The sequence below is a fragment of the Rhodococcus sp. 05-2255-1e genome (assembly GCF_002259025.1).
In the GTDB taxonomy this organism is placed as follows: Bacteria; Actinomycetota; Actinomycetes; order Mycobacteriales; family Mycobacteriaceae; genus Rhodococcoides; species Rhodococcoides fascians.
In genome coordinates, this window is sequence record NZ_NOZE01000036.1 from 1 (window position 1) to 24,427 (window position 24,427).

The 24,427-nt window shown below is 63.9% G+C and carries 25 protein-coding genes; 9 read left to right on the forward strand and 16 right to left on the reverse strand.

Features of this window, described 5'->3' with window-relative positions; genetic code table 11:
* The 9 genes from CH262_RS22385 to CH262_RS22425 form a co-directional block, all read right to left on the reverse strand.
* Nucleotides 1-608, reverse strand: a 608-nt coding sequence (locus CH262_RS22385) for a TerD family protein (protein WP_256988924.1), incomplete at its 3' end; no start/stop codon positions are given.
* 90 nt (nt 609-698) lie between these two features.
* Nucleotides 699-926 carry a helix-turn-helix domain-containing protein gene (locus tag CH262_RS22390; protein ID WP_027495068.1) on the reverse strand — a complete coding sequence of 76 codons (228 nt, stop codon included), beginning with the start codon at nt 924-926 and terminating at the stop codon, nt 699-701.
* Nucleotides 926-1,504 (reverse strand): hypothetical protein, encoded by a 579-nt coding sequence (locus tag CH262_RS22395; RefSeq protein ID WP_256988925.1) that lies wholly within the window; start codon nt 1,502-1,504, stop codon nt 926-928. Before CH262_RS22395 ends, CH262_RS22390 begins: the two co-directional genes overlap by 1 nt.
* Nucleotides 1,505-1,609: 105 nt before the next feature.
* Nucleotides 1,610-2,344 (reverse strand): ESX secretion-associated protein EspG, encoded by a 735-nt coding sequence (locus CH262_RS22400; protein WP_032385216.1) that lies wholly within the window; start codon nt 2,342-2,344, stop codon nt 1,610-1,612.
* Nucleotides 2,345-2,346: 2 nt separating this feature from the next.
* A complete protein-coding gene (locus CH262_RS28360; protein ID WP_052056591.1) occupies nt 2,347-3,717 on the reverse strand; it encodes a PPE domain-containing protein in 1,371 nt (456 codons plus the stop codon).
* 40 nt (nt 3,718-3,757) lie between these two features.
* Nucleotides 3,758-4,561 (reverse strand): hypothetical protein, encoded by an 804-nt coding sequence (locus CH262_RS22410; RefSeq protein WP_032385215.1) that lies wholly within the window; start codon nt 4,559-4,561, stop codon nt 3,758-3,760.
* Complete coding sequence (locus CH262_RS22415; protein WP_080731796.1) at nt 4,558-6,891, reverse strand: phosphoribosyltransferase; 2,334 nt, start codon at nt 6,889-6,891, stop codon at nt 4,558-4,560. Before CH262_RS22415 ends, CH262_RS22410 begins: the two co-directional genes overlap by 4 nt.
* Entirely contained in the window at nt 6,888-8,036 is a 1,149-nt protein-coding gene (locus CH262_RS22420; protein WP_032367983.1) for an HpcH/HpaI aldolase/citrate lyase family protein, read from the reverse strand. The genes CH262_RS22415 and CH262_RS22420 overlap by 4 nt, the downstream gene beginning before the upstream one ends.
* Before the next feature lie 29 nt (nt 8,037-8,065).
* Nucleotides 8,066-9,145, reverse strand: coding sequence for a hypothetical protein (locus tag CH262_RS22425; RefSeq protein WP_032385399.1), 1,080 nt, complete (start codon nt 9,143-9,145; stop codon nt 8,066-8,068).
* Nucleotides 9,146-9,365: 220 nt separating this feature from the next.
* On the opposite strand from CH262_RS22425, the gene CH262_RS22430 reads away from it, so the two are divergent.
* Both CH262_RS22430 and CH262_RS22435 read left to right on the forward strand, forming a co-directional pair.
* Entirely contained in the window at nt 9,366-9,941 is a 576-nt protein-coding gene (locus CH262_RS22430; protein ID WP_027495074.1) for a TerD family protein, read from the forward strand.
* Between the two features lie 125 nt (nt 9,942-10,066).
* Nucleotides 10,067-11,164, forward strand: a complete 1,098-nt coding sequence (locus CH262_RS22435) for a DUF475 domain-containing protein (RefSeq protein WP_032385214.1) — start codon at nt 10,067-10,069, stop codon at nt 11,162-11,164.
* 31 nt (nt 11,165-11,195) lie between these two features.
* Here the strand turns inward: CH262_RS22435 and CH262_RS22440 are convergent, their stop codons facing one another.
* The 3 genes from CH262_RS22440 to CH262_RS22450 form a co-directional block, all read right to left on the reverse strand.
* Nucleotides 11,196-11,540: a response regulator transcription factor gene (locus CH262_RS22440; protein ID WP_032385213.1), complete on the reverse strand. Its 345-nt coding sequence runs from the start codon at nt 11,538-11,540 to the stop codon at nt 11,196-11,198.
* Between the two features lie 151 nt (nt 11,541-11,691).
* Nucleotides 11,692-12,390, reverse strand: coding sequence for a response regulator transcription factor (locus CH262_RS22445; protein ID WP_048318943.1), 699 nt, complete (start codon nt 12,388-12,390; stop codon nt 11,692-11,694).
* Nucleotides 12,391-12,442: 52 nt separating this feature from the next.
* On the reverse strand, nt 12,443-13,846 hold the full coding sequence (locus CH262_RS22450) for a glycosyltransferase family 87 protein (RefSeq protein WP_032385212.1): 1,404 nt from the start codon (nt 13,844-13,846) through the stop codon (nt 12,443-12,445).
* Between the two features lie 161 nt (nt 13,847-14,007).
* Between CH262_RS22450 and rpsF the strand changes: the two genes are divergently transcribed.
* From rpsF to CH262_RS22485, 7 genes are all read left to right on the forward strand, one after another.
* Nucleotides 14,008-14,295, forward strand: coding sequence for a 30S ribosomal protein S6 (rpsF, locus tag CH262_RS22455; RefSeq protein WP_008711385.1), 288 nt, complete (start codon nt 14,008-14,010; stop codon nt 14,293-14,295).
* A 57-nt stretch (nt 14,296-14,352) separates the two neighbouring features.
* Entirely contained in the window at nt 14,353-14,898 is a 546-nt protein-coding gene (locus tag CH262_RS22460) for a single-stranded DNA-binding protein (protein ID WP_027495079.1), read from the forward strand.
* A 42-nt stretch (nt 14,899-14,940) separates the two neighbouring features.
* Nucleotides 14,941-15,183, forward strand: coding sequence for a 30S ribosomal protein S18 (gene rpsR / locus CH262_RS22465; RefSeq protein ID WP_027495080.1), 243 nt, complete (start codon nt 14,941-14,943; stop codon nt 15,181-15,183).
* Between the two features lie 15 nt (nt 15,184-15,198).
* The gene (gene rplI / locus CH262_RS22470) at nt 15,199-15,654 is read left to right on the forward strand and encodes a 50S ribosomal protein L9 (RefSeq protein ID WP_027495081.1); all 456 of its coding nucleotides are present in this window, start codon (nt 15,199-15,201) and stop codon (nt 15,652-15,654) included.
* A 228-nt stretch (nt 15,655-15,882) separates the two neighbouring features.
* Nucleotides 15,883-18,162, forward strand: a complete 2,280-nt coding sequence (locus CH262_RS22475) for a SulP family inorganic anion transporter (RefSeq protein WP_032385211.1) — start codon at nt 15,883-15,885, stop codon at nt 18,160-18,162.
* Between the two features lie 619 nt (nt 18,163-18,781).
* Nucleotides 18,782-21,328 (forward strand): replicative DNA helicase, encoded by a 2,547-nt coding sequence (dnaB, locus tag CH262_RS22480; protein WP_371828737.1) that lies wholly within the window; start codon nt 18,782-18,784, stop codon nt 21,326-21,328.
* Nucleotides 21,329-21,417: 89 nt separating this feature from the next.
* A complete protein-coding gene (locus CH262_RS22485) occupies nt 21,418-21,675 on the forward strand; it encodes a DUF3297 family protein (protein WP_032385209.1) in 258 nt (85 codons plus the stop codon).
* Between the two features lie 161 nt (nt 21,676-21,836).
* Here the strand turns inward: CH262_RS22485 and CH262_RS22490 are convergent, their stop codons facing one another.
* The 4 genes from CH262_RS22490 to CH262_RS22505 are packed head-to-tail and all read right to left on the reverse strand — an operon-like array spanning nt 21,837 to nt 24,413.
* Nucleotides 21,837-22,319 (reverse strand): cysteine hydrolase family protein, encoded by a 483-nt coding sequence (locus CH262_RS22490; protein ID WP_032385208.1) that lies wholly within the window; start codon nt 22,317-22,319, stop codon nt 21,837-21,839.
* Between the two features lies 1 nt (nt 22,320).
* Nucleotides 22,321-23,313, reverse strand: coding sequence for an aldo/keto reductase (locus tag CH262_RS22495; RefSeq protein WP_032385207.1), 993 nt, complete (start codon nt 23,311-23,313; stop codon nt 22,321-22,323).
* Nucleotides 23,294-23,779 carry a MerR family transcriptional regulator gene (locus CH262_RS22500; protein WP_052056589.1) on the reverse strand — a complete coding sequence of 162 codons (486 nt, stop codon included), beginning with the start codon at nt 23,777-23,779 and terminating at the stop codon, nt 23,294-23,296. Before CH262_RS22500 ends, CH262_RS22495 begins: the two co-directional genes overlap by 20 nt.
* Before the next feature lie 55 nt (nt 23,780-23,834).
* Complete coding sequence (locus CH262_RS22505; protein ID WP_032385206.1) at nt 23,835-24,413, reverse strand: TetR family transcriptional regulator; 579 nt, start codon at nt 24,411-24,413, stop codon at nt 23,835-23,837.
* Between the last annotated feature and the right edge of the window lie 14 nt (nt 24,414-24,427).

Below are 24,427 nucleotides of genomic sequence, written 5' to 3' on the forward strand. Positions count from 1 at the left end.
ATTCGCATGGGCCTCGGCTGGGACCCGGTGACGACCCCGAAGAAGGGTGGACTGTTCGGCGGCGGGGGCCGTGCGGCAAACATCGACTTGGACGCGTCGTCCACGGAGACACCGTGATCGGTCACCAACGCAGCGAAACCACCCGCGTAACCCTGCCCGACGGCACGAACTTTCCAGCTCCCCTGGCGGCGGTAGATCTCCAGCGCAATGACGATGGATTCGGAGCTGAGGCCCTCGATCGTGTACTCGTACAACACATTTCCCGCTGTGTCGCTGACCCGCGCGACCGGGGGTGCAGATCGGCCGAAGTTGCTCGACGCGTCGTCGAGGGTGATGACCGCACGGATCTGCTCGATGTCGGACGGAACAGCGCCGAGGGAGACGGCGAGTCGCGCCGGCCCGCCCTGCCCGGGTTCGAGGCGGACACCGGGACCGGTCGGCTGATTGAAGAACACGAAATCGGCGTCCGTGCGGACCTTTCCGGCGTCGGTGACCAGAAGTGCAGACAGGTCGGCCGGCACCGCCAGGGCGATGGACACGACGACGTCGCCGACGGTGAGGGGGCCGTTCTGACCCTTGGACAACGGTTGACCGGCCGGAGCAGACAATGTGGTGGACTCTCTCTCGAAGTGCTGGTTACCGTCATCCAATGTACTTGGTCGATTTGTCCGACTGGTGTGACCGCGAAGGCCTGTCGGTCAGATCTGGCGGAGGGTGAACAGGTCGCCAGGGGTGCAGCCGAGCACCCGGCATACGGCGGTCAAGGTGGAGAATCGGATGGCCTTGGCGCGGTCGTTCTTGAGTACCGACAGATTCACGACGCTGACCCCCGCCAGACGCGACAGCTCGGCGAGCGTCATGCCGCGGGCTTCGAGGATCTCGCCGAGATGACACACGACGAGATGGTCGACGAACTCCTCGGCCATCAGACCAGACCATCGGCATCGCGAGCGAGCTTGGAGCCCTGGGCGATGGTGGCGTAGACGAATTGCAGGAACGTGGACACGAAGATTGCGATCCAGAGACCGGTGGCCGGTCGAGCGGTGTCCACGGTCCCGCTCAGCTCGAGCGCACCGACGACGCTGTTGGTGCCCAGCATGTTCATGAACCCAGTGATGATGGGGTAGGCGAGAATGCACGCGCCGATCACTACGACGTCGGTGCGTGCGGCGTTGGTGAAGGGATTCCCGGCGATGACGCGATCGCAGAAGCGGTAGAAGAACAGCAGGCCCACCAGGATGATCACCAGTCCGACGGCGAGGGATCCGTAGCGCATCACGTCGATGAAGCCCAGCAGTCGTACGATTTCGGCTTTCGGGACGCTCAGCTCGATCGAGTTTCCCGGTTGCAGCTGGCCTCCGAACAACTCCACCGGCGGGGTGTTCCACTCGGGTTCGACGGTCGCGCTGACGTAGTCCGAGGAGTGGTATTTCCACATTTTCCAGCCGGTCCAGCCCACGGCCAGTGCTCCGTAGAACACCATCGCCCACTTGTTGGTCCTCATGGAACCCAATCCGTATGCCATCCCGCCGCCTCCATATCGATAGTCGATAACAACGAATATCGATAACCTATCGAAAATCGATACGGTGTCAAGGGGTGGGCTGTGTCATCGGCGTAAGGCCGACTCCAACTGTCGCCCGATCTCGGCAACCAATCGGGTGGAATCGGCGGGCACGACGTCGATCGACGCGTGGGACCGAACGAGGTAACGGCCGTCCCCGTCGAAGTCCATCCAGAAGAACGAGACGGCATCGGTATCGCGGCGGTGGTCGTAGGTGGCGCCGCGCGCGACGATCACCTCGCCGACTGCCGATCGCGGTCGGGCGAAGAACGCCTCGAATTTCTCGTCCGGAGTCGCGTTTCGAGTGGCCGTGGACAGGATTGCTCCACTCGATGTGGTTGCAGTGCAGGGGTGTTCGAGGGTGGCGGCCGCACGGCGTCCGGCCTGCACGGTCGGCACGGACTCGGCGATCCGTACGGGGGCAGATGCCGGGGTCACCGTGTCGATCGTGACCGAACAGTCCGGCCCAGGTTGTTGGGTGAGGACAACCGCGAGATCATGGGTCACCGCTGCATGAACGCGGACCGGGCTCTGCCCGAGATCGTGGGTGTCGCTTCGGCATTCGATGCGCACAGCGGGGTCGACCACCACTCCGATGGCTGCCTCGAGCCGCTCGTCCACCAGCGCGTCGATCCTCGCCGACGCTTCGCGCCGCAGCCGTTGGAGCTGACCCTCGGAATCGACGTCGACGGTGACGGCCAGAGGGTAGGGCAGCCGATCCCGTCCGAAACGACTGCAGAGCATCGCGAAATCCATGCCGCGCACGGTCCACTGCGTCACCGTCAGCCGCCGAGCACAGGGGGTGCGACGAGTGGCAGGTCGCCGATCAGTTCGCTGCCGTTGCCAACGTCGATCAAATAGCCGGGGGTGGTGTGTTCTCCGTCGTTGTCGCCGGTGCCACGACCTCCCGCCGCGCCCATACCGCCCACTCCGGGCATACCGTGAGCCCCTGCTCGACCGGCCGCCGCCGCACTCGCGCCGCCCGGGCCGCCGCTGGAACCGCCGGAACCGATCGGAGACCCGAGAACAGAGCCGCCGAAACCTGCACCGGAGCCCACACCGCCACCGGATCCGTTGTAGCCCGAGCCGCCGTAGTTGGAGCCGTTGTAGCCCGAGCCGCCGTAGCCGGCACCCGGGGAGCCTGTCCCCGAGGAACCGCCGCCTCCCACGTTGCTTCCGAGTCCCCCGGGAGCATTTCCGGGGCCACCGGCTGCGGCGGCCCGGGTTTCCCCGGATCGATCTGCAGGCGGCAGCGGTCCGGATGGACTCGAACCCGGTTGCCCGGTGTCCGATTGCCCAGGCGTCGCGGTGCCGGCATCGGTCTGCTGCGCAGCCGACTGCGCTGCGGGATCGACGGTTCCTGCCGAGCCTGCGCCCCCACCGGACGTCGCACCGCCGCTCCCACTGGCGGCCGGGAAACTGCCTGCCGGGAAACCGCCTGCCCAGCCGCCGGTGGAACCACCGCCTCCGCCGTCGACGGGATTGTGCGCCGTCGGCAGCACCGGAACGTTGGTGTCGGACAGCACCACGCCCGGTACGTACACCGATCGCATGATCCGACGCGCTTCGTTCTGCTGTTCCTCCTGCACTGCCGTCGCCGTTTTCGTGGCGAACGGAACGGGGAGCAGGGAACCGATCAGGGTGCTGGCCTCGGATGCGACCACCGGCGGCATTCTCGACTTGGTCTGCTCGAATCCTGCGTGCGCTTCGAGCAGCTTGTTCCCGATCAGACTCATCGACGTGGCCAGCGCGGACGCGGACGAGACGTAATCGCCCACGCCGCCGCGCACGGCGTCGGACATCGGCCCGGACCAGCCCGACGCCATGGCCGCCTCGATACCCGTTCGGAAGCCGTCGGATCCGGAGCCGGCGGCGGCCGAGAGGTCGTTCCAGTTCTTGGACGAGGTCGCGATGGGGCCGATGGCCAGAGACCCGACCATGCCCGCGATGTCCTCGTGTGACATCACCTCGAACGGTTCGGTGATCGTCACTTCGTTGGGTTCGTAGTCACCGCGGTAGTCGAAGGCTCCGTTCGCTTTCTCGAACGCCTCCCCGAGCATGGTGCCGACCAGCTCGGGCCCCACCGGGGTCACGAATATGTTGGTGACTATCCCGTCGATCGTCGCTTCGAGTTCCTCGTACGGATTCGCCATGCCCACCCCTTGCCACGCGCCTGTCCCCCCCGACGAACTGTTAGACGCGGTGCGCTGTGGTTCGGTTCCGCAGCCACTCGAGAATTTCCTCGCTGGCCCGCACGCCGGAGGAATCGGTGACGGTCAACCCGGGGCGGGTGAACCCCAGCAGTTCCAGCTCGCCGTGCCGCGGCCGAACGGCCTCGTCGGCGGCCATGAGCATCTCGGCGTCCAGCGCGCCGTCACCGGCCGCGAACACGCCGGCCTCGGGGTCCAGAGCGCCGTCGTGGATCAGCCTGGATCGGACCTCGGCGACCGCGGAGCTCTTGCACACCGCGTTGGGCATCGTGTAAATCTTGCGGCCTTGCTGGGACACGTTCCAGTCGCGTGCCGCGCACCACTGCGACCAGTCCGAGACGAAGTCCGGCGGGACGGCGGTGACGTCGACGACGAGGTAGCAGAACAGGCCGTCGGCCTCGCGGTATTTGAGCACCCAGTCTTCGGAGACCCTCGATCTCAACTCTGCGCCGATGCCGGCCAGGTCCAGATCGAAGCCCTTGCGCCAGGCCGTATCCGGCTCACCGTCGACGAGAATGTTGCCACCGTTGCTGGTGATGGCGTACCGCCACGGGGCACCCGGCAGGTCGATACGCTGGAACTGTTCGATGGTTCGCGTCGTCGTCGGAACCACGGTGACGCTCTCGCTCAACCCGCGGAGGAGCGACATCGACCGAGTGCTCATGTACGACAACGGTTTACCCTCGTACACCTCCACGCACTCGAACGTCTCGTCCAGTGGCACACCGAGCGCGCCTTCGGAGAAGATCATCGTGCGATCGAGGTCGACGGCGACGAGGGCGCTCACGAGGCATCCTCGGTCGAGACGTTCTTGATCAGACCCATGCACGAGTAGGCGAGGTCGGGTACCACGTCGACCGGTACTCCCCTGGCTTCGGCGAGCATCCGAATATGTTGATGCTCCGGAGCATTCGCGTCGCGCACCAACACGCGCCACGGTACTCGGCGTAGCAGCACCCGCGTGGTCTCGCCGACACCGGGCTTGACGAAGTTGACGTGCGAGATGCCGTACTCCTGGCGGACCTTCTCCACCGATGCCCATCCCGACCAGGTGGGAGTTCTGTCGGACGCGAGCACCGACGACACTGTCTCCGCGACCTCGTCACGCACGTCGTCGAATCGAGCCGTCACCGCGTCGAGTAGGTGCCGCGACACATCGTCGGGAGCCAGGTCTGCGTAGTATTTCGCGCCGTGGAAATCACCCGGCCGGATAAGACTGTCGTTGAGTACAGTTCGCGAAACGAGGCCCGAGACGGTCGAATTCAGGCAGGCCGATGCGATGAGGAAGTCGTCTCGGGTCCCGTAGGTGCGAGCGCAGTGTCCGGGATCGGCGAGCACGGCCAGATCGTCGTCGAAGTCCGCCCCAGGGAAGTCGCGTAGTGCCGCTGTGAGTTCGCGTGCGATGGCACCTTTGCCGGTCCAGCCGTCCACGAACACCACCGAGCGTGAATCGTGGTGCTCGGCGAGGTAGCGCAGAGCGACGCTGTCGATACCCCGATCACGCACGATCGAGACGGCGTAGTGCGGTATCTCGATGCCGTGGGCGGCGAAAGCCCAGCGCCGCATCAGAATTCCCACCGGAGTACCGGCCCGGGCCAGTGACGCGAGCACGATGTCGTGTCCGCGCTCGGCGAGCACCACCTCGGTGACGGTTCCAACGGCGACCGCGAGCCGCGCCGCACTGTCGTGCAGTACCTTCTCGAACAGTTCGCGATACGCAAGATCGGGTTGGTATTCGACCGGCAGCGATTCGGCATAGTGCGCCGTGCCGGCCTGAATCGCCCTCTCGCGCTCCGCCGTTGCTGCTTCCAGCGAGACGTCCGACAGGTCTTTCAGTAGCCAGGTCACCTCGTCCGGCGCGTACGAGCCGAACTCGGGCCCACGCAGCGGACGGGCGCGCCTGGCGATCTCGAGCGCCTGCGGATCGGCACCGGTCACGACCACGACCAGCACGTCGGTGCCCGCCGCCGCGAGTGTCTCCGCCGCGGCGGTGAGTGCGTCGGTATCCGCGGGGGCATCGGCGACGAACACCAGGGTCGAGTCGGCCGGCGCGTCGGCGTTGTAGAGGTAGCGCAGAGAGGATTCGTCCTCGGGCGCTGCGAATTCGAAGCCCCGGCGCAGTGGGTAGCCCGCCACGTCGAGTACGTAGGCGGGCGAGCGGGTGGTCGTCTGGAACAGTGCGCTGTGTCCGCGTCGTTGCAGCGCTGCCGCCAGGCGTAACGGCAGGTACATCAGCTCCTCGTGCCCGACGACCACGACGGCACCCGAGTCGGGGAGCGACGCGTCGACGGTGGCCGCGACTGCTTCGATCGCGTCGGCGAACCCGGCCGCATCGGACCTGAGGAAGCCGTGGCGGCCGCCCTCGGGTAGAGCTGCGGGCCAGGGCGCGTCGATGTGGCGTACCGAACCGGGTTGTGTAGCAACCGGATTGAACGTCGGATCGGGGAGGCTCAGAACCGTCTCCACGAGCCCGGGTTCCAGCTCGACCGATCCCTGAGCGAGGCTGACGTTGTCGATCACGACGCCCAGTTCGGTGGCCGTTGCTGCGGTCGCGTCGAGATGCTCGGCGGTACGCATGTCCACCAGGGATGCGATGACGTAGTGGGAACGCGCAGCCGTGGAATGGATCTGGCGGAGCGCATCGAGCGCGGTGGCTCCGGTCGAGATCTCGTCGTCGACGAGAACGAGGGGTAGTTCGCCGCCGAGCAGGTCCGCCGAGGTCGGCATCAGCAGATGGTCGGTGGCGTGCGAGTGCCCTTCCTCGAACTCTCCGTGCACCGTCATGCCCGGTACCGTGCGGCGGGTCGAGTGCACATAGCAGCGCGCATCGAGGGCGGTTGCCACCGTGTGCCCCAATCCCGTTGCCGTCTCCGCGAATCCGAGAACATCGATGTCGGAGCCGCCGACCGCCGCAGCGACCAGGCCGGCCAATTCTTCGCCGGCACCGATGACGACGTCCGGATCCACGGGTATGTGTTTGCCGAGCACAGTGGACACCAACAGATGTGCCCGTCGGGGATTGCGGCGTAGGCCGGGGCGCACCAGTTGTCGTGCCGTCCACGACGACGAGGAGCCGGTGTCGGTCAGGACGATGCCGTCGGCCGGGTTGTCGGTCATCGCTGAGCCAGCGCCGTCAGGAGGTCCACGAACGTGATCCCTTCGTTGGTGACCCCGAATGCCCGGGCGCGAACCATCGTCTGTTTCGCCCAATTGCGATGTGGTCCCAGCTCGTTCATCTTGTTCCGGTAGCCGGAGGCCTGCGCGCCGCCCTGATCGGAGGCCAGAATGTCGAGGGCGTCGTGGTATTCCTCGTGCGTCACTGCGGACAATGCGTGCACGGCAGGAACGTGGGATGGATGAATGACCGTCTTGCCCTGGATACCGTTGGCGCGGTCGAGGGCGACCTCGCGCAGCAGTGCGTCCAAGTCGCTGCTGACCAGTTGCTGCCGGAAGCGCACGGCCTCCTGGTCGACGAACGGCGTCTGACGCAGCAGTGGCCGGAACATGCGTTCGTGGTCTGCGAAGTACTCCCACACCGGCCCGGTGATGACGAATCCCGATCCGTCGTTGCGGCCCAGGTGATTGACGATCGCGCTGATGACGTCGGCTACGACGCGGACGTCGTAGATCGTCAGGTCACGGTCGCGGCGAATGCCGAAGGTGCCGCACATATCGGTGGCTCCGATGCGGACGGCCAGCACGATGTCTCGGTATTTTCCCAGTAGTTCCCGGATGGCAACGAGTTCGGTGTCGCGTGTTTCGCGGTGGACCACCTCGGCCGACTCGAGAACCGGCATCGCCAACAAGCGGGTGTCGTGCGCGGTGGACGCGGCGAGAATCTCGTCGAGGTACTCGGCTCCGGTTGCCGAGGTGAACTTCGGTACGACGAATCCGGCAAGTCCTGCGGCCCCGGGAGCCAGACCGGCGCAGACCGTCCGAATCTGTTGGGCCGTGCGGGCTCGGACGAACACCAGTGCATTCGAACCCGAAAGTTCGTTCAGAGTTCGGATGGTGTTCTCCACCGCGTACTGCAGATCATGATCTGCGACTGCATCTTCGAGATCGATCACGATCGATCGAACGCCCTCGTCGGTGCGCTTGTGCACCGTCGCGGTCAGGTCCGCACGGGTCGCGGGAATGTACAGCGTTGCACCGAGTGCTGTTGCTACGACGTTGTTTCCGTCGCTGACCGCGATGTCCTCCGGTTGCAGGAAGAACATGCGTTCGCGGGTGTCGGCGTCGAGATGGCGAAAGTGTTGCACCATGATCCTTCGTGTGAATGCGGTCGGTGCTAGCTGCGCATGCGTTCGATCACGCCTGCGATGAAGTCCGAAATGGTAGCCAGATCCTGCAGATATGACCAGTAGTCGGGATGAGTACCCGTCAGTGCGTTGCTCGCCCTGTCGATCCGGGCGAGCTGAGCATCCAGCACCGAGCCCCATTCGGCAACCAGACCGCGATTGATCGCGAGTTGTTGAGCGTCACGAAGTTTGAACCGGACCTTGTTCTCGGTCTCGCTCGGATCGGCTTTGAGTGCGCGCAGCAGGCGAACTCGATCGGTGACGGCGTCGACCAGGTGCTCGGCATCGGTCAGGTGCGACCGGGCCTGGGCGACGAGATCCAAGGCCTGCTCGGGGTTGCCCGTGTCGAGCGCCGAACGGGCCGCTCGCAGATCCTCGTCGGCCTGTTCGATGTGGCGCGTGCTCGATCGTTCGTTGTGCGATAGATCTGCCGAGCTCTTGGCATTGAATTCGCGGAGCAAACTCGAGAAGGCCGGCGCGATGCCCTCGGATCTCGTTCGTACGGCTTCGATTCGGGTCCGCACCGAGACCAGTGCGGTCCGGGCCTCCTGCTGGCGTCCGGGAGCCGAGCGAACCGCCTCGCGCAACGCAGTGGACCTGTCCCTGACGACGGCGGCCTGCTCTCGCGCACGCAGCGGATCCCGTCGAACATCGTTCAATTGTGTTGTGGCGGCATCCAGTTCGTTCCAGGCCTGCCGCAGTGATGGATAGGTGGCGTACTGCTCGTCGACGGTGGACCGCGCAGCGTCCGCCTCGGCCAGTGCGTCCTGCACCAGGCGCGGGGTGGCCGCGAACTGTGCCGAGGCGTGCTCGAGAGTGCTGCGATGAGCCTCGTAGAAACGATCGACGGCGACGCTGGCGTCGTGGAGCAGCCGCGTCGCGTTGTCGAATGCCGACCTGGCGGCGGCAGTGGTGATTCCGTCGAACTGTTCGACGGCAGCGAGATACGCCGCTCCCGCGTCGAAACACAGCTTCTCGGTATCGAACCATCGGCGGGCGAGTCCGTCTTCCGGGCGCAGCGCGGTGGATGCCTCGACGCCGGCGGATGCGATGGACTGTCGCTTGTCCATGTCGAGAAAGGCGGCGACAGCGGCGTCCTGGGAACGACGCGCGGCGGCGTCCGATTCGGAACCTCGGCGAAACACCCCAGGCCAGCGACTTGTCACCTGTTCGATACTACCGACGGGAACCTCCGCATCACCGCGCTCGTTGGTCGAGTACGTCCAGAAACCGGACATTCCCACTACGGTTGTACCCGTAACGGGAAACCAATTGCGAAAGGACCTCTCAATGGGCGTCAGCCTCAGCAAGGGTGGCAATGTCTCGCTCACCAAGGCAGCACCGAACCTGACCGCGGTCGTGGTCGGCCTCGGTTGGGACATCCGCACGACGACGGGCACCGACTTCGACCTCGATGCCAGCGCCATCGCATTGAACTCGACGAAGAAGGCCCTGAGCGACGGGCACTTCGTGTTCTTCAACAACTTGAAGTCTCCCGACGGCTCCATCGAGCACACCGGGGACAACACGACCGGTGAAGGCGACGGAGACGACGAGCAGATCAAGGTCGATCTCGCCGCTGTGCCGCCGGAGATCGAGACCATCACGTTCCCCGTGTCGATCTACGATGCGGACGCTCGCTCGCAGTCGTTCGGTCAGGTGCGCAACGCGTTCATCCGCGTCATCAACCAGGCCGACAACTCCGAGCTTGCTCGCTACGACCTCAGCGAGGATGCCTCGACCGAGACCGCGATGGTCTTCGGCGAGCTGTACCGCAACGGCGCGGAGTGGAAGTTCCGCGCAGTCGGCCAGGGCTACGCGTCCGGACTCGCAGGCATCGCCCGGGACTTCGGAGTAAACGTCTAGTAAAGGCATTCCCAAGATTGGGGATACCCCCGCCTCGTCATTCATGATGGGCGGGGGTTTTTCCGTTTCGTCCCCCAACTTGGTCGCGCCTGCGGGCTCTGCTCCTAGCCAGAAAGGCCACTGACGTGGTTATGAGAATCTTCGGCTGGTCGATTGCGGTCACCATCGTGTCCGTCATCGTGGCCTTCTTGTACGGCGGACTCGAGGCGATGATTCTCGTCCTCATCCTCGGCGTGCTCGAAGTGTCCCTGTCCTTCGACAACGCCGTCATCAACGCCACCGTGTTGCGACGGATGAGTGAGTTCTGGCAGAAGATCTTCCTCACCATCGGCATCGTCATCGCCGTGTTCGGCATGCGGTTGCTGTTCCCGCTGGTCATCGTCTGGGCCGCGTCGGGCCTCGGTCCGGTCGCCGCCATCGACCTGGCACTCAACCCGCCCGCCGACGGTGCCGCGACCTTCCCGGACGGTTCGCCCAGTTACGAAACGCTCCTCACCGACGCACATCCGCAGATCGCAGCCTTCGGCGGCATGTTCCTGCTGATGCTCTTCCTCGGCTTCATCTTCGAGGATCGCGAGATCACCTGGCTGAGCTGGCTGGAGAAGCCTCTCGCCCGGATCGGTCGCCTCGATCAGCTGTCCGTTGTCGTCGCGGGCCTGCTGCTCGTGCTCAGCGCCGAATTCCTCGCCGACGACGACAAGATTTCCACCGTCATGGTCTCCGGCGTGCTCGGCATGATCACGTACATTGCCGTCAACGGTCTCGGCGAACTGTTCCACATCGAGGAAGAGGGCGAAGAGTCCTCCGGCGGCCCGAGCGAACTGGCGAAGGCGACCGGCAAGGCCGGCTTCTTCCTGTTCCTCTACCTCGAGGTCCTCGACGCGTCGTTCTCGTTCGACGGTGTCATCGGAGCCTTCGCCATCACCGCGGACCCGATCATCATCGCGCTCGGCCTCGGCTTCATCGGTGCCATGTTCGTTCGCTCGATCACGGTGTTCCTCGTTCGCAAGGGAACGTTGTCGGACTACGTGTACCTCGAGCACGGCGCGCACTGGGCAATCGGTGCCTTGGCCCTCATCCTGCTCGTGTCGATCGGCGTTCACATCAACGAACTGATCACCGGCTTCGTCGGAATCCTCTTCATCGGTGCGGCACTGATCAGCAGCATCCGACGCAACAAGCGTCTCGAGAGCGAAGGCTTGGACACCGAAGTCCACGTCTGACCTTCGCTTCGAACCACAACAGCTCGAAGACTTACAGCTCCGAGATGTCGACGAGTCCGTCCTGCAGGGCCCGGGCCACCAGGGCGGCCTTGGTCGGGGCGGACCGTCCGACAGAGGTGTATTTCGCGCGGATGCGCGTCAAGTGGGTGTTGACGGTTCCCAGCGACAGGAACAGTGCCTTGGCGACCTCGGTCTTGGAGTCGAGGCGAATCCAGCAGAGCAGTACCTCGATCTCACGGTCGGTCAGGCCGGGCCGCGTGGGGAACGTGTCCAGCTGATCAGCGGGCGGCACCAAGCTGATCAGTCCGCGAGCGAGCGGTGCGGCCGAGATGGAGTCGCTGTGTTCCGAGGGCATGGGATCGAGCAGTGCGGACATCAGTTCTCCCGAGGGCCGAGGCAGGTTGAGACGGTCTAAACCTGAGTCGACTCATTCTCACAGGTCGATCACAGACTCGCTGCCCTGATTTCTATGGGCATTTGAACCGTCAACTCCGAGGATGCGTCATGAATCGCGTTCCGAACGGTCATCAGTCCTGCGAGGGGAGCTCGGGCATCGGGAGCCACCCGTCTTCGACCGCGCGTTTGTACAGGTCGGTTTTGGTCGGTGCCGGACGCCCCGCCTCGGCGTATTTGTTGCGGATGCGCACGAGGTAGTCGTTCACGGTCTGTTCCGACAGTCCGGCCAGGCGTGCGACGCGTCCTGCCTTCTCGCCCGACGCGTACAGGGCGAGCACCTCGCGTTGACGTGGGCTCAGACCGACGTCGGGCAGTTGTGGATCGCCGTCGATCGCCGCGGCCCAGTCCGTGGTGACCACCTGCCCGCCGCTCGCGGCTCGCCGGATCGCAGACACGATGGCCGATGCGGGCGCGGACTTGCGCACCACGCCGAGAACTCCCGCGCGTGCCGCGGACCGAACCAGGAATGCGTTCTCGGCACCGGTGTACACCAGCACTCGTGATCCCGCGGCGTGCAACTGTTCCACGTTCGAGCGCGGAGACGATCCGTCGCCGAGTCGCAGATCGAGTACCACCAGGTCGAGCTGCTCTCGGTGGGCGAGCAATTCGTCCACGGTGGAGGCCATGATCACGAGATCGAGATCGGGTTCGTCCGCCAGCATGGCCTTGAGGCCGAGCGCGACGGATTCGTGGTCCTCGATCAAACCGATGCGACGTACCGCGGCAGTGCCGTCCTCGGTACTTCCCTGAGATTGCGACACCTGTGCCATGTCCCCGCCCCGCTCTGCGCCCTTTTCCCCAGCGCCCTGTTCTACCGAAGCTCTAGTGCCTCGGTGATGCCGTCACAGATGTCGTCGACGGACGGGGCGACGTTACCGACTCCGAGTCGGTTTCGCCCGGTTGGGCAAACCGCAGGCGAGCGCGGGCGAACATCACGAACAGCACCACCAGCAGCAGCGCTCGCCCCCAGACTCCGACGAGGACGAAGAATTCCTCGTCGTTGGCGTCGACGCCGGAGGCCAGCGCAGCGAAGTACTTGAACACGCCGATCCCCATCGACAGATCGACCATCAAGTACGCGGCGACGATCCCCCAGGGGATCCGAAGCAACACGAGGAAGGGAAGCAGCCACAGCGTGTACTGGGGTGAGTGCACCTTGTGGAGCAGCATGAAGCCGCACAGCATCGACCCGCTCACGGCAACCCAGGGATAGGTGCCGATCGCGTTCGCGCGCCGGAAGCCGAGCCACAGCGCGAGCGCGAACGCGACGAACACCAGGAGCGGCGACGCCACGTCGACGACTTTCTGGAACGACGCTTCGGCGTCGTTGTACGCGTCGGGCGTCATGCGGTCGTTGACGTAGAAGTGGCGCAGCCCCCAGTACCAGATGGAATTGGTCGTCAGGTCCGCCTGGCGCAGCGACTGGAAGGTGAAGGACGCGCGCCAGCCCTCGTAACCGATGACGGCGAACGGCAGGTTGACTGCGACCACGGTGGCGATCGCGGCTCCGGCGACCTGCAGGCCGCCGCGTATGTCGTAGCGGCCACGGACGGTCTCCGGTTTTTCTCGACCGTTCGTTCCGCCGGTGACGACATAGGCAATGAGAGGGAGCACGAATGCGCCTGGATAGATCTTGAGGCAGAAGCCGATCGCTAGCAGTACCGAAGCCACAATTGCCTTGCGTCGCAATGCAATCGGCAATGTCATGACGAAGATCGCACCTACCGCAGACGCGACGACCGGTAGCTCCCAGTTGTGGAAGGCATACATCACCAGGGGTGGGGAGATGGACCACAGCAGCGCCGGCCAGCCGGCCATCCGCCCGAGCATCCAAGCGGTGAGAAGCCCGAACGGCGCAAGGATCAGTGCCGAGGTCAACAGGAACTGCGCGTCGGTGTGGGCCGGGATCGCGCCGAGCCACATAAGCAGACCGCTCAGAACCGGATACTCGACCGTCCCTCCGGTGAGGATTCCGTCGCTCGTGATGGCCCCGTGGATGTAGGGAAATATGTGATTGTCGATATCGCGGCCGAGCCACAGGAACTGGATGTCGGAGTAGCAGACGGACGAGTCCTTGATGACGTCGAACACCGTGCTGCGTCCGGACTCGTCGAACGGTGCGACGGCGCAGCGGGCCTTGTTCAGATATCCCAGAATCAACCCGATTGCTGCCATCGCGACGACCACGACAACCGTCGTCGGACTGGCGCGGACCCCGGATCGCATGGTGCAAGAGTATGACGAGCGAATGCCCGACTGTGCGCCCAGAGGGAATTAGCAGGTCAGGGCCCTGTCGTGTATCTTCGAGGGGTTGCTGACGCAACGACCCTCCTGCCACGGATAGTCCGTGGCCGTTTTCACTAGTCCACAGGAGGTGATGAGGTCTTATGCGTCATTACGAATTGATGGTCATTCTCGACCCCAATCTGGACGAGCGCACTGTCGCTCCGTCGCTCGATACGTTCCTCAACGTCGTTCGCAAGGATGGCGGCACCGTCGACAAGGTCGATGTATGGGGCAAGCGTCGTCTGGCTTACGAGATCCTCAAGCATGCCGAGGGCATCTACGCCGTTGTGAACCTCAACGCCGAGCCTGCCACCGTCAGCGAGCTGGATCGTCAGCTCGGACTCAACGAGTCCGTGTTGCGTACGAAGGTCCTGCGACAGGGCAAGTAATTGTCGGTGTCCGGCCCTAGGCTGGCACTCACAACGCTTACTACTGAAAGAGGAACCATGGCAGGCGAGACCGTCATCACCGTCATCGGAAACTTGACGGCTGATCCAGAACTTCGATTCACCCCCGCCGGTGCGGCAGTTGCCAACTTCACGGTTGCATCCACCCCGCGCACATTCGATCGTCAGACGAACGAATGGAAAGACGGCGACGCGCTCTTCATGCGCTGCAACATCTGGCGCGAGGCAGCGGAGAACGTTGCCGAGAGTCTGACCCGAGGCTCACGAGTGATCGTGAGCGGACGGCTGCGGCAGCGTTCGTACGAGACGCGCGAGGGTGAGAAGCGGACAGTCGTCGAGCTCGAAGTCGACGAGATCGGACCTTCACTTCGCTACGCCACCGCAAAGGTCAACAAGGCCAATCGCGGTGGAGGTGGCGGCGGAGGCGGCTTCAACTCCGGCTCGGGTTCCTCCGGCGGATCGGGCGGCGGCCGCTCGAACTCCTCGTCCAACTCCGGTTCCGGTGGAGACGATCCCTGGGGCAGTGCCCCGGCGGCGTCGGGCTCCTTCGGCGGACGTGGCGGAGACGAAGAGCCACCGTTCTAGATCCTTCGATCGAGAACAACCAGATGTAACGGAGAAAGACCCATGCCCAAACCGCCATTGCGCGACAAGGTGCTCAAGAAGAAGGCGTGTTCCTTCTGCAAGGAAAAGAACACGGCGATCGATTACAAGGACACGACGTTGCTGCGTAAGTACGTCAGCGATCGCGGAAAGATCCGTGCTCGCCGTGTCACCGGCAACTGCGTCCAGCATCAGCGTGACGTGGCCGTTGCCGTGAAGAACTCGCGTGAGGTAGCACTGCTGCCTTACGCCGCGACGGCTCGATAGAAAGGGGCGATTGGTATGAAACTGATCCTCACCGCTGATGTGGACAACCTCGGTGCGCCTGGCGACACCGTAGAGGTCAAGGACGGCTACGGCCGTAACTTCCTGCTGCCCCGCGGATTGGCCATCCAGGCCACCCGTGGAGCTCAGAAGCAGGTCGACGGCATTCGCCGCGCTCAGGAAGCTCGGGCCGTTCGCGGCCTCGAGCACGCCAACGAGCTGAAGCAGGCCATCGAGGGCCTCGAGTCCGTCACGCTGTCTGTCAAGACTGCCGGCGACTCGGGCAAGCTGTTCGGCTCGGTCACCGCGTCGGACGTCGCTTCTGCACTCAAGGCTGCCGGTGGACCGGTCGTCGACAAGCGCAGCATCGATCTGCCGAAGGCTCACGTCAAGAGCACGGGCAAGCACGACATCGTCGTGAACCTGCATCCCGACGTGACCGCCAAGTTCAAGCTGGAGGTCGTCGGAAGCTGATTTTCAGCTTTCGGCCCGAAACGGCTGCAAGAAACCCCACGAACTTCGGTTCGTGGGGTTTTTTCGTGCCATCTCACAAAATTCAACTGTCACAACGGTTTCCAAATTGTGAAGGATCTCTCTCGGTGCCACCTTCGGCCGAGGTTTGCGTACCCTTTACTTGGGGGCGACATTTCAAGCCGGAACACGATCGACCGACCTGACGCCTAGACGCCCGGAGGAACTGCCGTGACAACGACAGCAGAGCACGATTCAGAACCCAGTCCGAAGACCCGATCCGAGCCGCCGTCTCGGGTCGGGTCGATAATCAAGTACGACCTACCGGCCTCGCTGGTCGTTTTCCTTGTGGCAGTGCCACTTTCGATCGGTATCGCTGTCGCCTCCGGCGCTCCCATCATGGCCGGCCTCATCGCCGCTGTGGTCGGCGGTATTCTCGCCGGTATTCTCGGTGGATCGCCGTTGCAGGTCAGTGGTCCGGCTGCGGGTCTGACTGTGGTGGTCGCCGAGTTGGTCAACCAATTCGGTTGGGCCACAACATGTGCCATCACGGTGTTGGCCGGCCTCGTCCAGGTTCTGCTGGGCATGAGCCGCATTGCTCGTAGTGCACTTGCCATTTCGCCGGTGGTCGTTCACGCGATGCTCGCCGGCATCGGTATAACCATTGCGCTGCAACAGATTCACGTGCTGCTCGGTGGAGAGTCCGAAAGCTCCGCGGTGCAGAACCTGCTCGCCATTCCGCGTTCCGTGGCCGACGGCCAATGGCCGTCCATCGTCGTCGGCGGCATCGTCGTCGTGCTGATGTTCTCGTGGCCGCGACTGGCCGGCGTGTCCAGTGTGATGGCCAAGGTCTCCAAAGTGCCTGCGGCATTGGTTGCAGTGGTCACCGCAACCGCGGTCTCGATCTTCTTCTCGCTCGACGTCGAGCGAATCGAGTTGCCGGGCAACCTCATCGAGTCTCTGAGCTTCCCGATCATGCCCGACGGTCAGTGGGGTGCATTCGCCACCGGTGTCATCACCATCGCGCTGATCGCCAGCGTCGAGAGCCTGCTGTCCGCTGTGGCCGTCGACAAGATGCACAGCGGTGAGCGCACCAACTTCGACCGCGAATTGATGGCGCAGGGTGCGGGCAACATGGCCTCCGGTGCCATCGGTGGCCTGCCGATCACCGGCGTCATCGTGCGTAGCGCGACCAACGTCAAGGTCGGTGCCAAGTCTCGTGCGTCGGCGATTCTGCACGGCGTGTGGATCCTGATCTTCTCGGTGCTGTTCATTTCGATCGTCGAGCTCGTGCCGTTCGCGGCGCTCGCCGGGTTGCTCGTGATGATCGGTGTGCAGCTCATCAAACTGGCCGACATCAAGATCGCCAACAAGACCGGTGACATCGCTGTCTACGCAGTCACGGTGCTGGGTGTCGTGGCGCTCAACCTGCTCGAGGGAGTGCTGATCGGCCTGGCGCTCTCCATCATCCTGGTTCTGCGACGCGTGGTGCTGGCGAAGATTCGGGCCGAGGAAACGGTCGACGGAACCTGGCGGGTGACTATGGAGGGCTCGCTGAGCTTCCTCGCGCTGCCGCGACTGACTCGTGTGTTGGCCACGGTGCCCGCAGGCACGTCTGTCACCGTCCATCTCGGAGTCGATTTCCTCGACCATGCTGTGCACGACGCGTTGAACGAGTGGGTCCGCCAACACGAGGCGACCGGTGGTTCTGTGCGCGTCGAGGAGGTGGGCACGGCGTCGATGGCTGCGGCCACCGAAGGACCACCGCGGCGCGGATCTTCCACGGTGCGCAGTTCGTTGGCACCGTGGCGGGCGTGGCAGCTCAAGAGCGACGACACGCAGGAAGATTCGCCTGCCGCTCTGCGTCCGGTGTTGAGCGGAGTGGCCGAGTACCACCGCACTCATGCCCCCAACATTCGTCCGCACCTGGAAGGTCTGACCGAGTCTCAGGACCCGGACACGCTGTTCCTCTGCTGCGTCGACTCACGCGTCATGCCGAACACGATCACCAGCAGCGGCCCCGGTGACCTGTTCACCGTGCGCAACGTCGGCAACATGATTCCCACCCAAGGTCAGGATTGCTCGGTGGAGGCAGCCCTTGCCTTCGGCGTCGACGAAGTGGGTACGTCGTCGGTCGTCGTGTGTGGCCATTCCGGTTGCGGTGCCATGAAGGCGATTCTCGGCGGGGCGGAGAACGCCGCCGACCCGTCGGTGGCCGAGTGGCTCGGGCACGGAAGGGCCAGCCTGGACGCGTTCCGCAGTGGGCACGCGGTGGGCCGTCAAGCGGCGGAGTTGGGCTTCGGCGAGGCCGACCAGCTCGCGATGGTCAATGTCGCGGTGCAGCTGCAGACGTTGACCCGTCACCGGGTGGTGGGACGCGCGAACGCGGAGGGTCGTCTGCGGATCACCGGTCTCTTCTTCGACATCCCGTCGGCCCGGGTTCTGCAGATCGGTACGAAGGAGATCACGGTTCTCGACCCGGCGCTGTGCCCGCAGAAGGCCGATCTCTGACGGTCTGTTCGAGCGAAGTACGAGGGCCCGATTTCCGACGGGGATCGGGCCCTTCGGCTCGAAAACCAGCTTTAAGACTTTTTCGGTGCCAATTTCCAGCCGGTGTGACGTACTTCACCATGGAGTTCACTCGGCATTTACTCAACACGCCCGAGTTGTCAATTCGGCCGACACGCCGCCCCCAGAACGATGCACAGGCAAAAAACTTTATGTACACGCCTTGACGTGCGGGAATGGTGCAAAGTCCAAAAGTTATACCCAGGTTATCCCCAGACGGTCAACACCGTTGTTCGACATCGTCCACATTTCATCCACAGATCCATCCACAGCCTGTGTTGTGACTCCCGGCGATACCGCTTAACGTCCCTCCAGCGTCTCTCTCGATGCCGTCGAACGGTGCCGGGGCAGCGCGGATCCGGTACCGAACAGGACCTGTCGGTGCCCGGGGGTAGAACTTGCTTGACCGCACGTCCGGGTGTTACCCGGCCGTGCTCGGACTATGGGGAGAGGACGGCCGGTTCGCGTGGCAGTTGTGGACGATCGAGGACAGTCCGACTACTCCGGCTCCTCCTCCAGCGAAGGTCCGGGCGAAGACTTCGGGCGACAGCCGCCACAGGACATGGCCGCCGAACAGTCCGTGTTGGGTGGCATGCTGCTGAGCAAGGATGCCATCGCCGACGTGCTCGAGGTGCTCCGTCCGGGCGACTTCTACCGGCCGGCACACCAGAACGTCTACGACGCCATTCTCGACCTCTACAGCCGCGGTGAGCCTGCCGACCCGGTGACCGTCTCGGCCGAGTTGGATCGCCGCGGCGAGCTCAAGCGCATCGGCGGCCCGCCGTACCTGATCACGCTGACTCAGACGACGCCCACCGCTGCGAACGCCGGGTACTACGCCGAGATCGTGGCGGAGAAGTCCATTCTCCGGCGGCTCGTGCAAGCCGGTACCCGCATCGTGCAGTTCGGTTACGCCGGAGCCGACGGTCAGGACGTCGCCGAGGTCGTCGACCGCGCACAGGCAGAGGTGTACGAGGTCACCGAGCGCCGCACCTCCGAGGACTTCCTACCCCTCGAAGAGCTGCTGCAGCCCACGATGGACGAAATCGACTCCATCGCCAGCCGCGGCGGCATCTCCCTCGGCGTGCCGACGGGATTCGCCGAACTCGACGAGATCACCAACGGTCTTCACCCTGGTCAGATGATCATCGTCGCGGCGAGGCCCGGCGTGGGTAAGGCGCTGTCACTCGACACGCCGCTTCCCACGCCGGATGGCTGGACCACGATGGGCGAGGTGGCTGTGGGAGACCACCTCATCGACGCCCACGGGCTTCCGACTCGCGTCGTGGCTGCAACGGACGTCATGCTCGATCGACCGTGCTACGAAGTCGAATTCTCCGACGGCACAGTGATCGTTGCGGATGCAGAGCATCAGTGGTTGACGGAGACCAGGGCGTCGCGCAAGTCGGCGCAGGCGGCGGCGGTCAACTACAACCGGACTCGCAATCAGAAGACCTTCGCTGCTGTGCGTACCACCGAAGAAATCGCGAACACGGTGCGCTGCGAGACGAAGGACGCTCGCATCAATCACTCGGTCACCAATACCGAGGCCGTTCAGCTGCCCGAGCGTGAGCTTCTGGTGCCGCCGTACACCCTCGGCGCGTGGCTGGGAGACGGGACATCTGCGTCCGCGAAAATCACGAGCGCGGACCCGGAGATCATTGCCCGGATAGAGGGCGAAGGCCTGCACGTGGTGGCGTCGGAGAAGGCTGCTCTTCGATATTCGATCAAATTGCCCTCAGAGGCGGTCGAATCGAAGGCTTGTGTCGTCTGCGGCAAGCAGTTCGTTCCGTTTCCGCTCAATGTCCGGACTTGCGGTCAATCCTGCGGTGGCAAGGCACGTTTCATGTCCGCTCCGGTCGCTGCCCCGGCGTGCGTCGACTGCGGCGCGGTAACGACTAGTCTGCGCCGCTGCCAGGCATGCCGCAACTCGGTCGGGACCGTGCAGGCGCGTTTACGGACGATCGGTGTGCTGGGCAACAAGCACGTACCTACCGACTACCTCCGCGGGTCCGAGAGCCAACGACGCGCGTTGTTGGCGGGACTCCTCGATACCGACGGCACGGTGACCGCGGGCGGCTCGGTTCAGTTCTCGGTGACCAGTGAGCGACTTGTTCGGGGTGTGCGCGAGCTGATCGTCAGTCTCGGCTATCGCGTGCAGATGTCGACGAAGCGAGTACGCGGCAGAAGCGAATCATCGTCAACGGCTTTTACTCTGACGTTCGCGACGGACGATGTCGTCTTCGGTCTGCACCGGAAGCAGATCCTGCACAAGGAGCGTCGTGCCGCTGGATCGACTGTGCGGTCGGATTCGCGGTTCATCGTCGACGTTCGTCGAGTCGATTCCGTTCCTGTTCGTTGCGTGGAGGTCGACAACGCGGATCATCTGTATCTCGCCAGCGAATCGATGATCCCGACCCACAACTCCACGCTGTCGATGGATTTCATGCGTTCGTGCTCCATCAAGCACGGTATGCCCAGTGTCATCTTCTCTCTGGAGATGAGTCGCACCGAGATCGTCATGCGTCTGCTGTCCGCAGAGGCGAAGATCAAGCTCGGTGACATGCGTTCCGGAAAGATGACCGACGACGACTGGACCAAGCTGGCTCGTCGCATGAGCGAGATCAGCGAAGCACCGCTTTTCGTCGACGATTCGCCCAACCTGACGATGATGGAGATTCGTGCCAAGGCGCGACGCCTCAAGCAGCGCAACGGCCTCAAACTCATTGTGGTGGACTACCTTCAGCTGATGTCGTCCGGCAAGAAGGTCGAATCCCGTCAGCAGGAGGTCTCGGACTTCTCCCGTCAGCTCAAGCTGTTGGCCAAGGAACTCGAATGCCCGGTGGTCGCGGTCTGCCAGCTCAACCGTGGTCCTGAGCAACGAACCGACAAGAAGCCGATGGTCTCGGACCTCCGTGAGTCCGGCTCACTCGAGCAGGACGCCGATATGGTGATTCTGTTGCACCGCCCCGACGCCATCGAGCGCGACGATCCCCGCGGCGGCGAGGCCGACCTGATCCTCGGCAAGCACCGTAACGGTCCGACGGCGACAATCACTGTGGCACACCAGCTTCACCTGTCCCGATTCGTGGACATGGCACGGGGCTAGGGACAGCGGCGCTGGTCCAACGCTAGGTCGCGTATTCTTCATGGGGTTCAGACCCCAGCACCCAACGCAGCACATCGACGAAAGTAATCATGCCCGAGGACCAGAACGCAAACGTTCCACCGAATCATCTCTCGATCGATCCGAGCAGCCGCTTCTACAACGAAGAGGTTCTTCGCCGCGACGTGGGCATTCGCTTCAACGGTGTCGAGAAGACGAGCATTCGCGAATACAACGTGTCCGAGGGTTGGGTGCGTGTCGAGGTCCCGACCGCGAAGGATCGCTACGGAAACCCCATGCTCGTCAAGCTCAAGGGCACAGTCGAACCGTACTTCCGCGACGCAAAATAGCGGACTCCGATAAACAGGTCCGCGGCTGTCGATCAGCTGCGGCCACGTGGATCCCAACGTAGTAGGGGCCCAGCGTCACCAGACCACCGCGATAGTCTCTCGGCACACCGGCGTTCCTGTCGAGGTGCGTATATGTAGCGCGGGTGACACCCGAGCATGGACTACTCGAGAGTGGCACCGGCTGCCGCTATGGATTCGAGGGCTCGCTGATGCTCGTCTTCGGTCGATCCCGCGCAAGCATCGGAGTGAACCGTGACGCGGTATCCCAGTGCGCACGCACGTTCCGCGGCAATCCGGACCCCGAAATCCGTGAGGTACCCGGTGATCACCACGTGCTCCACCCCGACAAGTCTCAGCTGGGCATCCAGATCGGGGTTGGACCAAATGTCGCGGTCGAACTTCGTTGCGATGAGGTCTCCCGGCCGAGGCGTCATCCTCGGGTGGAAGCGGGCTCCGACGCTCTCCGGGTCGGAACGCAGAGGATCGGCAGCGTCCTGGCTCAGATAGCGGCTGCACACCACCAGTGCGCCCGTAGCGCGCTGGGCTGCACGGACCGATTCGGCGCGAGCCACTGCGTCGGGATCGTGTCCGAGCTCGATGATCCAGGGCTGAAAGTCGATCTCCACCAGTGCCGTTCGCGGCATGTCAGTATCTGGTTCCGACTGCAGCGGGTGCATCGTCGAGCGCGGTGAGATCCTCGGCGGTGAGCTTAAGCTCCAGTGCCGCCAGGTTGGCGTCGAAATGCTCGATGTTGGTGGTGCCGGGAATGGGAATCACGTGGGGACCCTGGGCGAGTACCCACGCCAATGCCACAGCGGCAGCGGTGGAGTCGTGCCTCGATGCAACTGCGGACACCACCTGGACGATCGATCGGTTCTGTTCGGCGGCAGCTCCGGAGAATCTGGGAAGTGCCAACCGCATGTCGGTCGCCGGAAGTGTGGAGGTATCGAGTGAACCGGTGAGAAATCCTCGACCCAACGGCGAGAACGGCACGAACACCGCGTCGTTCTCACTCGTCCACTCCACCATGTTTCCCATAGGTTCACCGTCGGGTGTTGTGCCCTGTCCCAGTGCGTTTCGAGTCCACAGGGATAGTTCGGACTGCACCGCGGAGACCGGATGAATACTGTGGGCCACCCGTGCCTGCTCGACGGTGACCTCGCTGAGTCCCAGGGCGCGCACCTTGCCCGCCGCAACCAATTCGGACAGCGCTCCCCAGGAGTCCTCGATCGGCACCTTGTCGTCGACGCGATGGAGGTAGTACAGATCGACGGTGTCTACACCGAGGTTCCGCAGGCTCGAGTCGCAGGCCTGCGCGAGGTGCTTCGGCGTACCGTTTCGGGTCAGAACAGGCGCTCCGCCGTCGACGTTGCCGATCAGCCCGGCTTTCGTGGCGATCACGGCATTCGTCCCGGCCAGAGCGCGGCCGACGACCCTCTCGTTGTGTCCGGCGGCGTAGGCGTCGCTGGTGTCGAAGAAGTCGATCCCCGACTCAAGTGCGTGCGCAAGGATTGGTGCACCGGCAGTGTCCGAGGAGGCGTCGGCACCGGCATAGGCCCAGCTGATACCCATGCAACCGAGGCCGATGGCACCGACATTGCGTCCGAGTGCCGGGACGTTACGAGTGGGAATCGACATCAATGCTCCTGTGCTCGTTGGATGATGGGGTGACGACCGCAAGACCGTCACAGTCGAGACCCTGGGCGATCAGGTCCTCGTAGTGCGAAATTTTCGACTCCAGCGCCGACCGTGCTTCGGCGAGACGACGTTGCTTCTGTTCGACACGTACCCGGTGCGCGGTCAGAATGTCGATCCGTTCCTGATGCGTCGACGCACCCAGATTCACCAGAATCACGAATCGGCGCATATCGGCTGTGGGCATCCCGGTCGTCCGCAGACGAACCAGAAGTTTCACGAGTGCGACGAGTCGCGGGCTGAACGCGCGCCGACCCATCGCCGTGCGAGGGATCTCGGGTATCAGGCCCTCCCGCTCGTACCAACGCAGCGTGCCCTGCGTCAGCCCCGAGGACTCGGCCATCTCGGCAATTCCGATACTCACGTCCTCGGCGTCGGTCGCGGCCGGTGAATGCGGTGCTGCGGTCATGGACCAGACGCTACGTCTTGGAGTGCACTCCAACGCAAGCCGAAATCGGCGCGGATCACACCACTGGTAAACACGGTCGCGCTGCAGCGCGAAAGAGCATGGCGGCGGCCGCGTCGGTGCGTTCGGAATCCCCCGTGGTGAAGCGGTCGAGCAGTAGCCCTCGGAATCCGGCCCCCATGGTTGTCGCCTGTAACGAGGCCGTGGTCGAGTCCATCCCGCAGCGCGCCATCGCACTGGCCAAAGCGTCGGTCAGTGCCCGAACACTGTCGCGTGCGAAGTCCGCGAGGACTCCGGACTTGATGGAGGCAATTCCGATGACCTGCATGAGGATTCGTGAGCTGACCACGTCGTGACCGTCGGACATCGACTTCCACAATTCGAGCAGTCGGCTCTCGAGCTGGTCGGCAGTGTCGACGTCGCCGAACATTTCTGCGAACGCCGGCCGCTGACTGGTCAAGGCCTGCACTATCAAGTTCTCGCGAGAATCGAAGTAGTAGATCAGCATCCGCGAGCTGGTGCCAAGTTCGGCGGCCAGGGGGCGAAGGGTCAGATCGTCGAGACCGTGAGTGCCTATGTAGTCGACAACGCGGCTGAGCAGCTCGACGCGCTTGTCGTGATCGAGTGGACGGGCCATGGGTTGACTGTACC

What these genes read in the sequence shown, in the direction of transcription:
- CH262_RS22390 (WP_027495068.1), bottom strand. Translation starts at nt 926, where the DNA reads ATGGCCGAGGAGTTCGTCGACCATCTCGTCGTGTGTCATCTCGGCGAG.
- CH262_RS22395 (WP_256988925.1), bottom strand. Translation starts at nt 1,504, where the DNA reads ATGAGGACCAACAAGTGGGCGATGGTGTTCTACGGAGCACTGGCCGTG.
- CH262_RS28360 (WP_052056591.1), bottom strand. Translation starts at nt 3,717, where the DNA reads ATGGCGAATCCGTACGAGGAACTCGAAGCGACGATCGACGGGATAGTC.
- CH262_RS22415 (WP_080731796.1), bottom strand. Translation starts at nt 6,891, where the DNA reads ATGACCGACAACCCGGCCGACGGCATCGTCCTGACCGACACCGGCTCC.
- CH262_RS22425 (WP_032385399.1), bottom strand. Translation starts at nt 9,145, where the DNA reads ATGGACAAGCGACAGTCCATCGCATCCGCCGGCGTCGAGGCATCCACC.
- CH262_RS22430 (WP_027495074.1), top strand. Translation starts at nt 9,366, where the DNA reads ATGGGCGTCAGCCTCAGCAAGGGTGGCAATGTCTCGCTCACCAAGGCA.
- CH262_RS22440 (WP_032385213.1), bottom strand. Translation starts at nt 11,540, where the DNA reads ATGTCCGCACTGCTCGATCCCATGCCCTCGGAACACAGCGACTCCATC.
- CH262_RS22445 (WP_048318943.1), bottom strand. Translation starts at nt 12,390, where the DNA reads ATGGCACAGGTGTCGCAATCTCAGGGAAGTACCGAGGACGGCACTGCC.
- CH262_RS22450 (WP_032385212.1), bottom strand. Translation starts at nt 13,846, where the DNA reads ATGCGATCCGGGGTCCGCGCCAGTCCGACGACGGTTGTCGTGGTCGTC.
- rpsF (WP_008711385.1), top strand. Translation starts at nt 14,008, where the DNA reads ATGCGTCATTACGAATTGATGGTCATTCTCGACCCCAATCTGGACGAG.
- CH262_RS22460 (WP_027495079.1), top strand. Translation starts at nt 14,353, where the DNA reads ATGGCAGGCGAGACCGTCATCACCGTCATCGGAAACTTGACGGCTGAT.
- rpsR (WP_027495080.1), top strand. Translation starts at nt 14,941, where the DNA reads ATGCCCAAACCGCCATTGCGCGACAAGGTGCTCAAGAAGAAGGCGTGT.
- rplI (WP_027495081.1), top strand. Translation starts at nt 15,199, where the DNA reads ATGAAACTGATCCTCACCGCTGATGTGGACAACCTCGGTGCGCCTGGC.
- dnaB (WP_371828737.1), top strand. Translation starts at nt 18,782, where the DNA reads ATGGCCGCCGAACAGTCCGTGTTGGGTGGCATGCTGCTGAGCAAGGAT.
- CH262_RS22485 (WP_032385209.1), top strand. Translation starts at nt 21,418, where the DNA reads ATGCCCGAGGACCAGAACGCAAACGTTCCACCGAATCATCTCTCGATC.
- CH262_RS22490 (WP_032385208.1), bottom strand. Translation starts at nt 22,319, where the DNA reads ATGCCGCGAACGGCACTGGTGGAGATCGACTTTCAGCCCTGGATCATC.
- CH262_RS22495 (WP_032385207.1), bottom strand. Translation starts at nt 23,313, where the DNA reads ATGTCGATTCCCACTCGTAACGTCCCGGCACTCGGACGCAATGTCGGT.
- CH262_RS22500 (WP_052056589.1), bottom strand. Translation starts at nt 23,779, where the DNA reads ATGACCGCAGCACCGCATTCACCGGCCGCGACCGACGCCGAGGACGTG.
- CH262_RS22505 (WP_032385206.1), bottom strand. Translation starts at nt 24,413, where the DNA reads ATGGCCCGTCCACTCGATCACGACAAGCGCGTCGAGCTGCTCAGCCGC.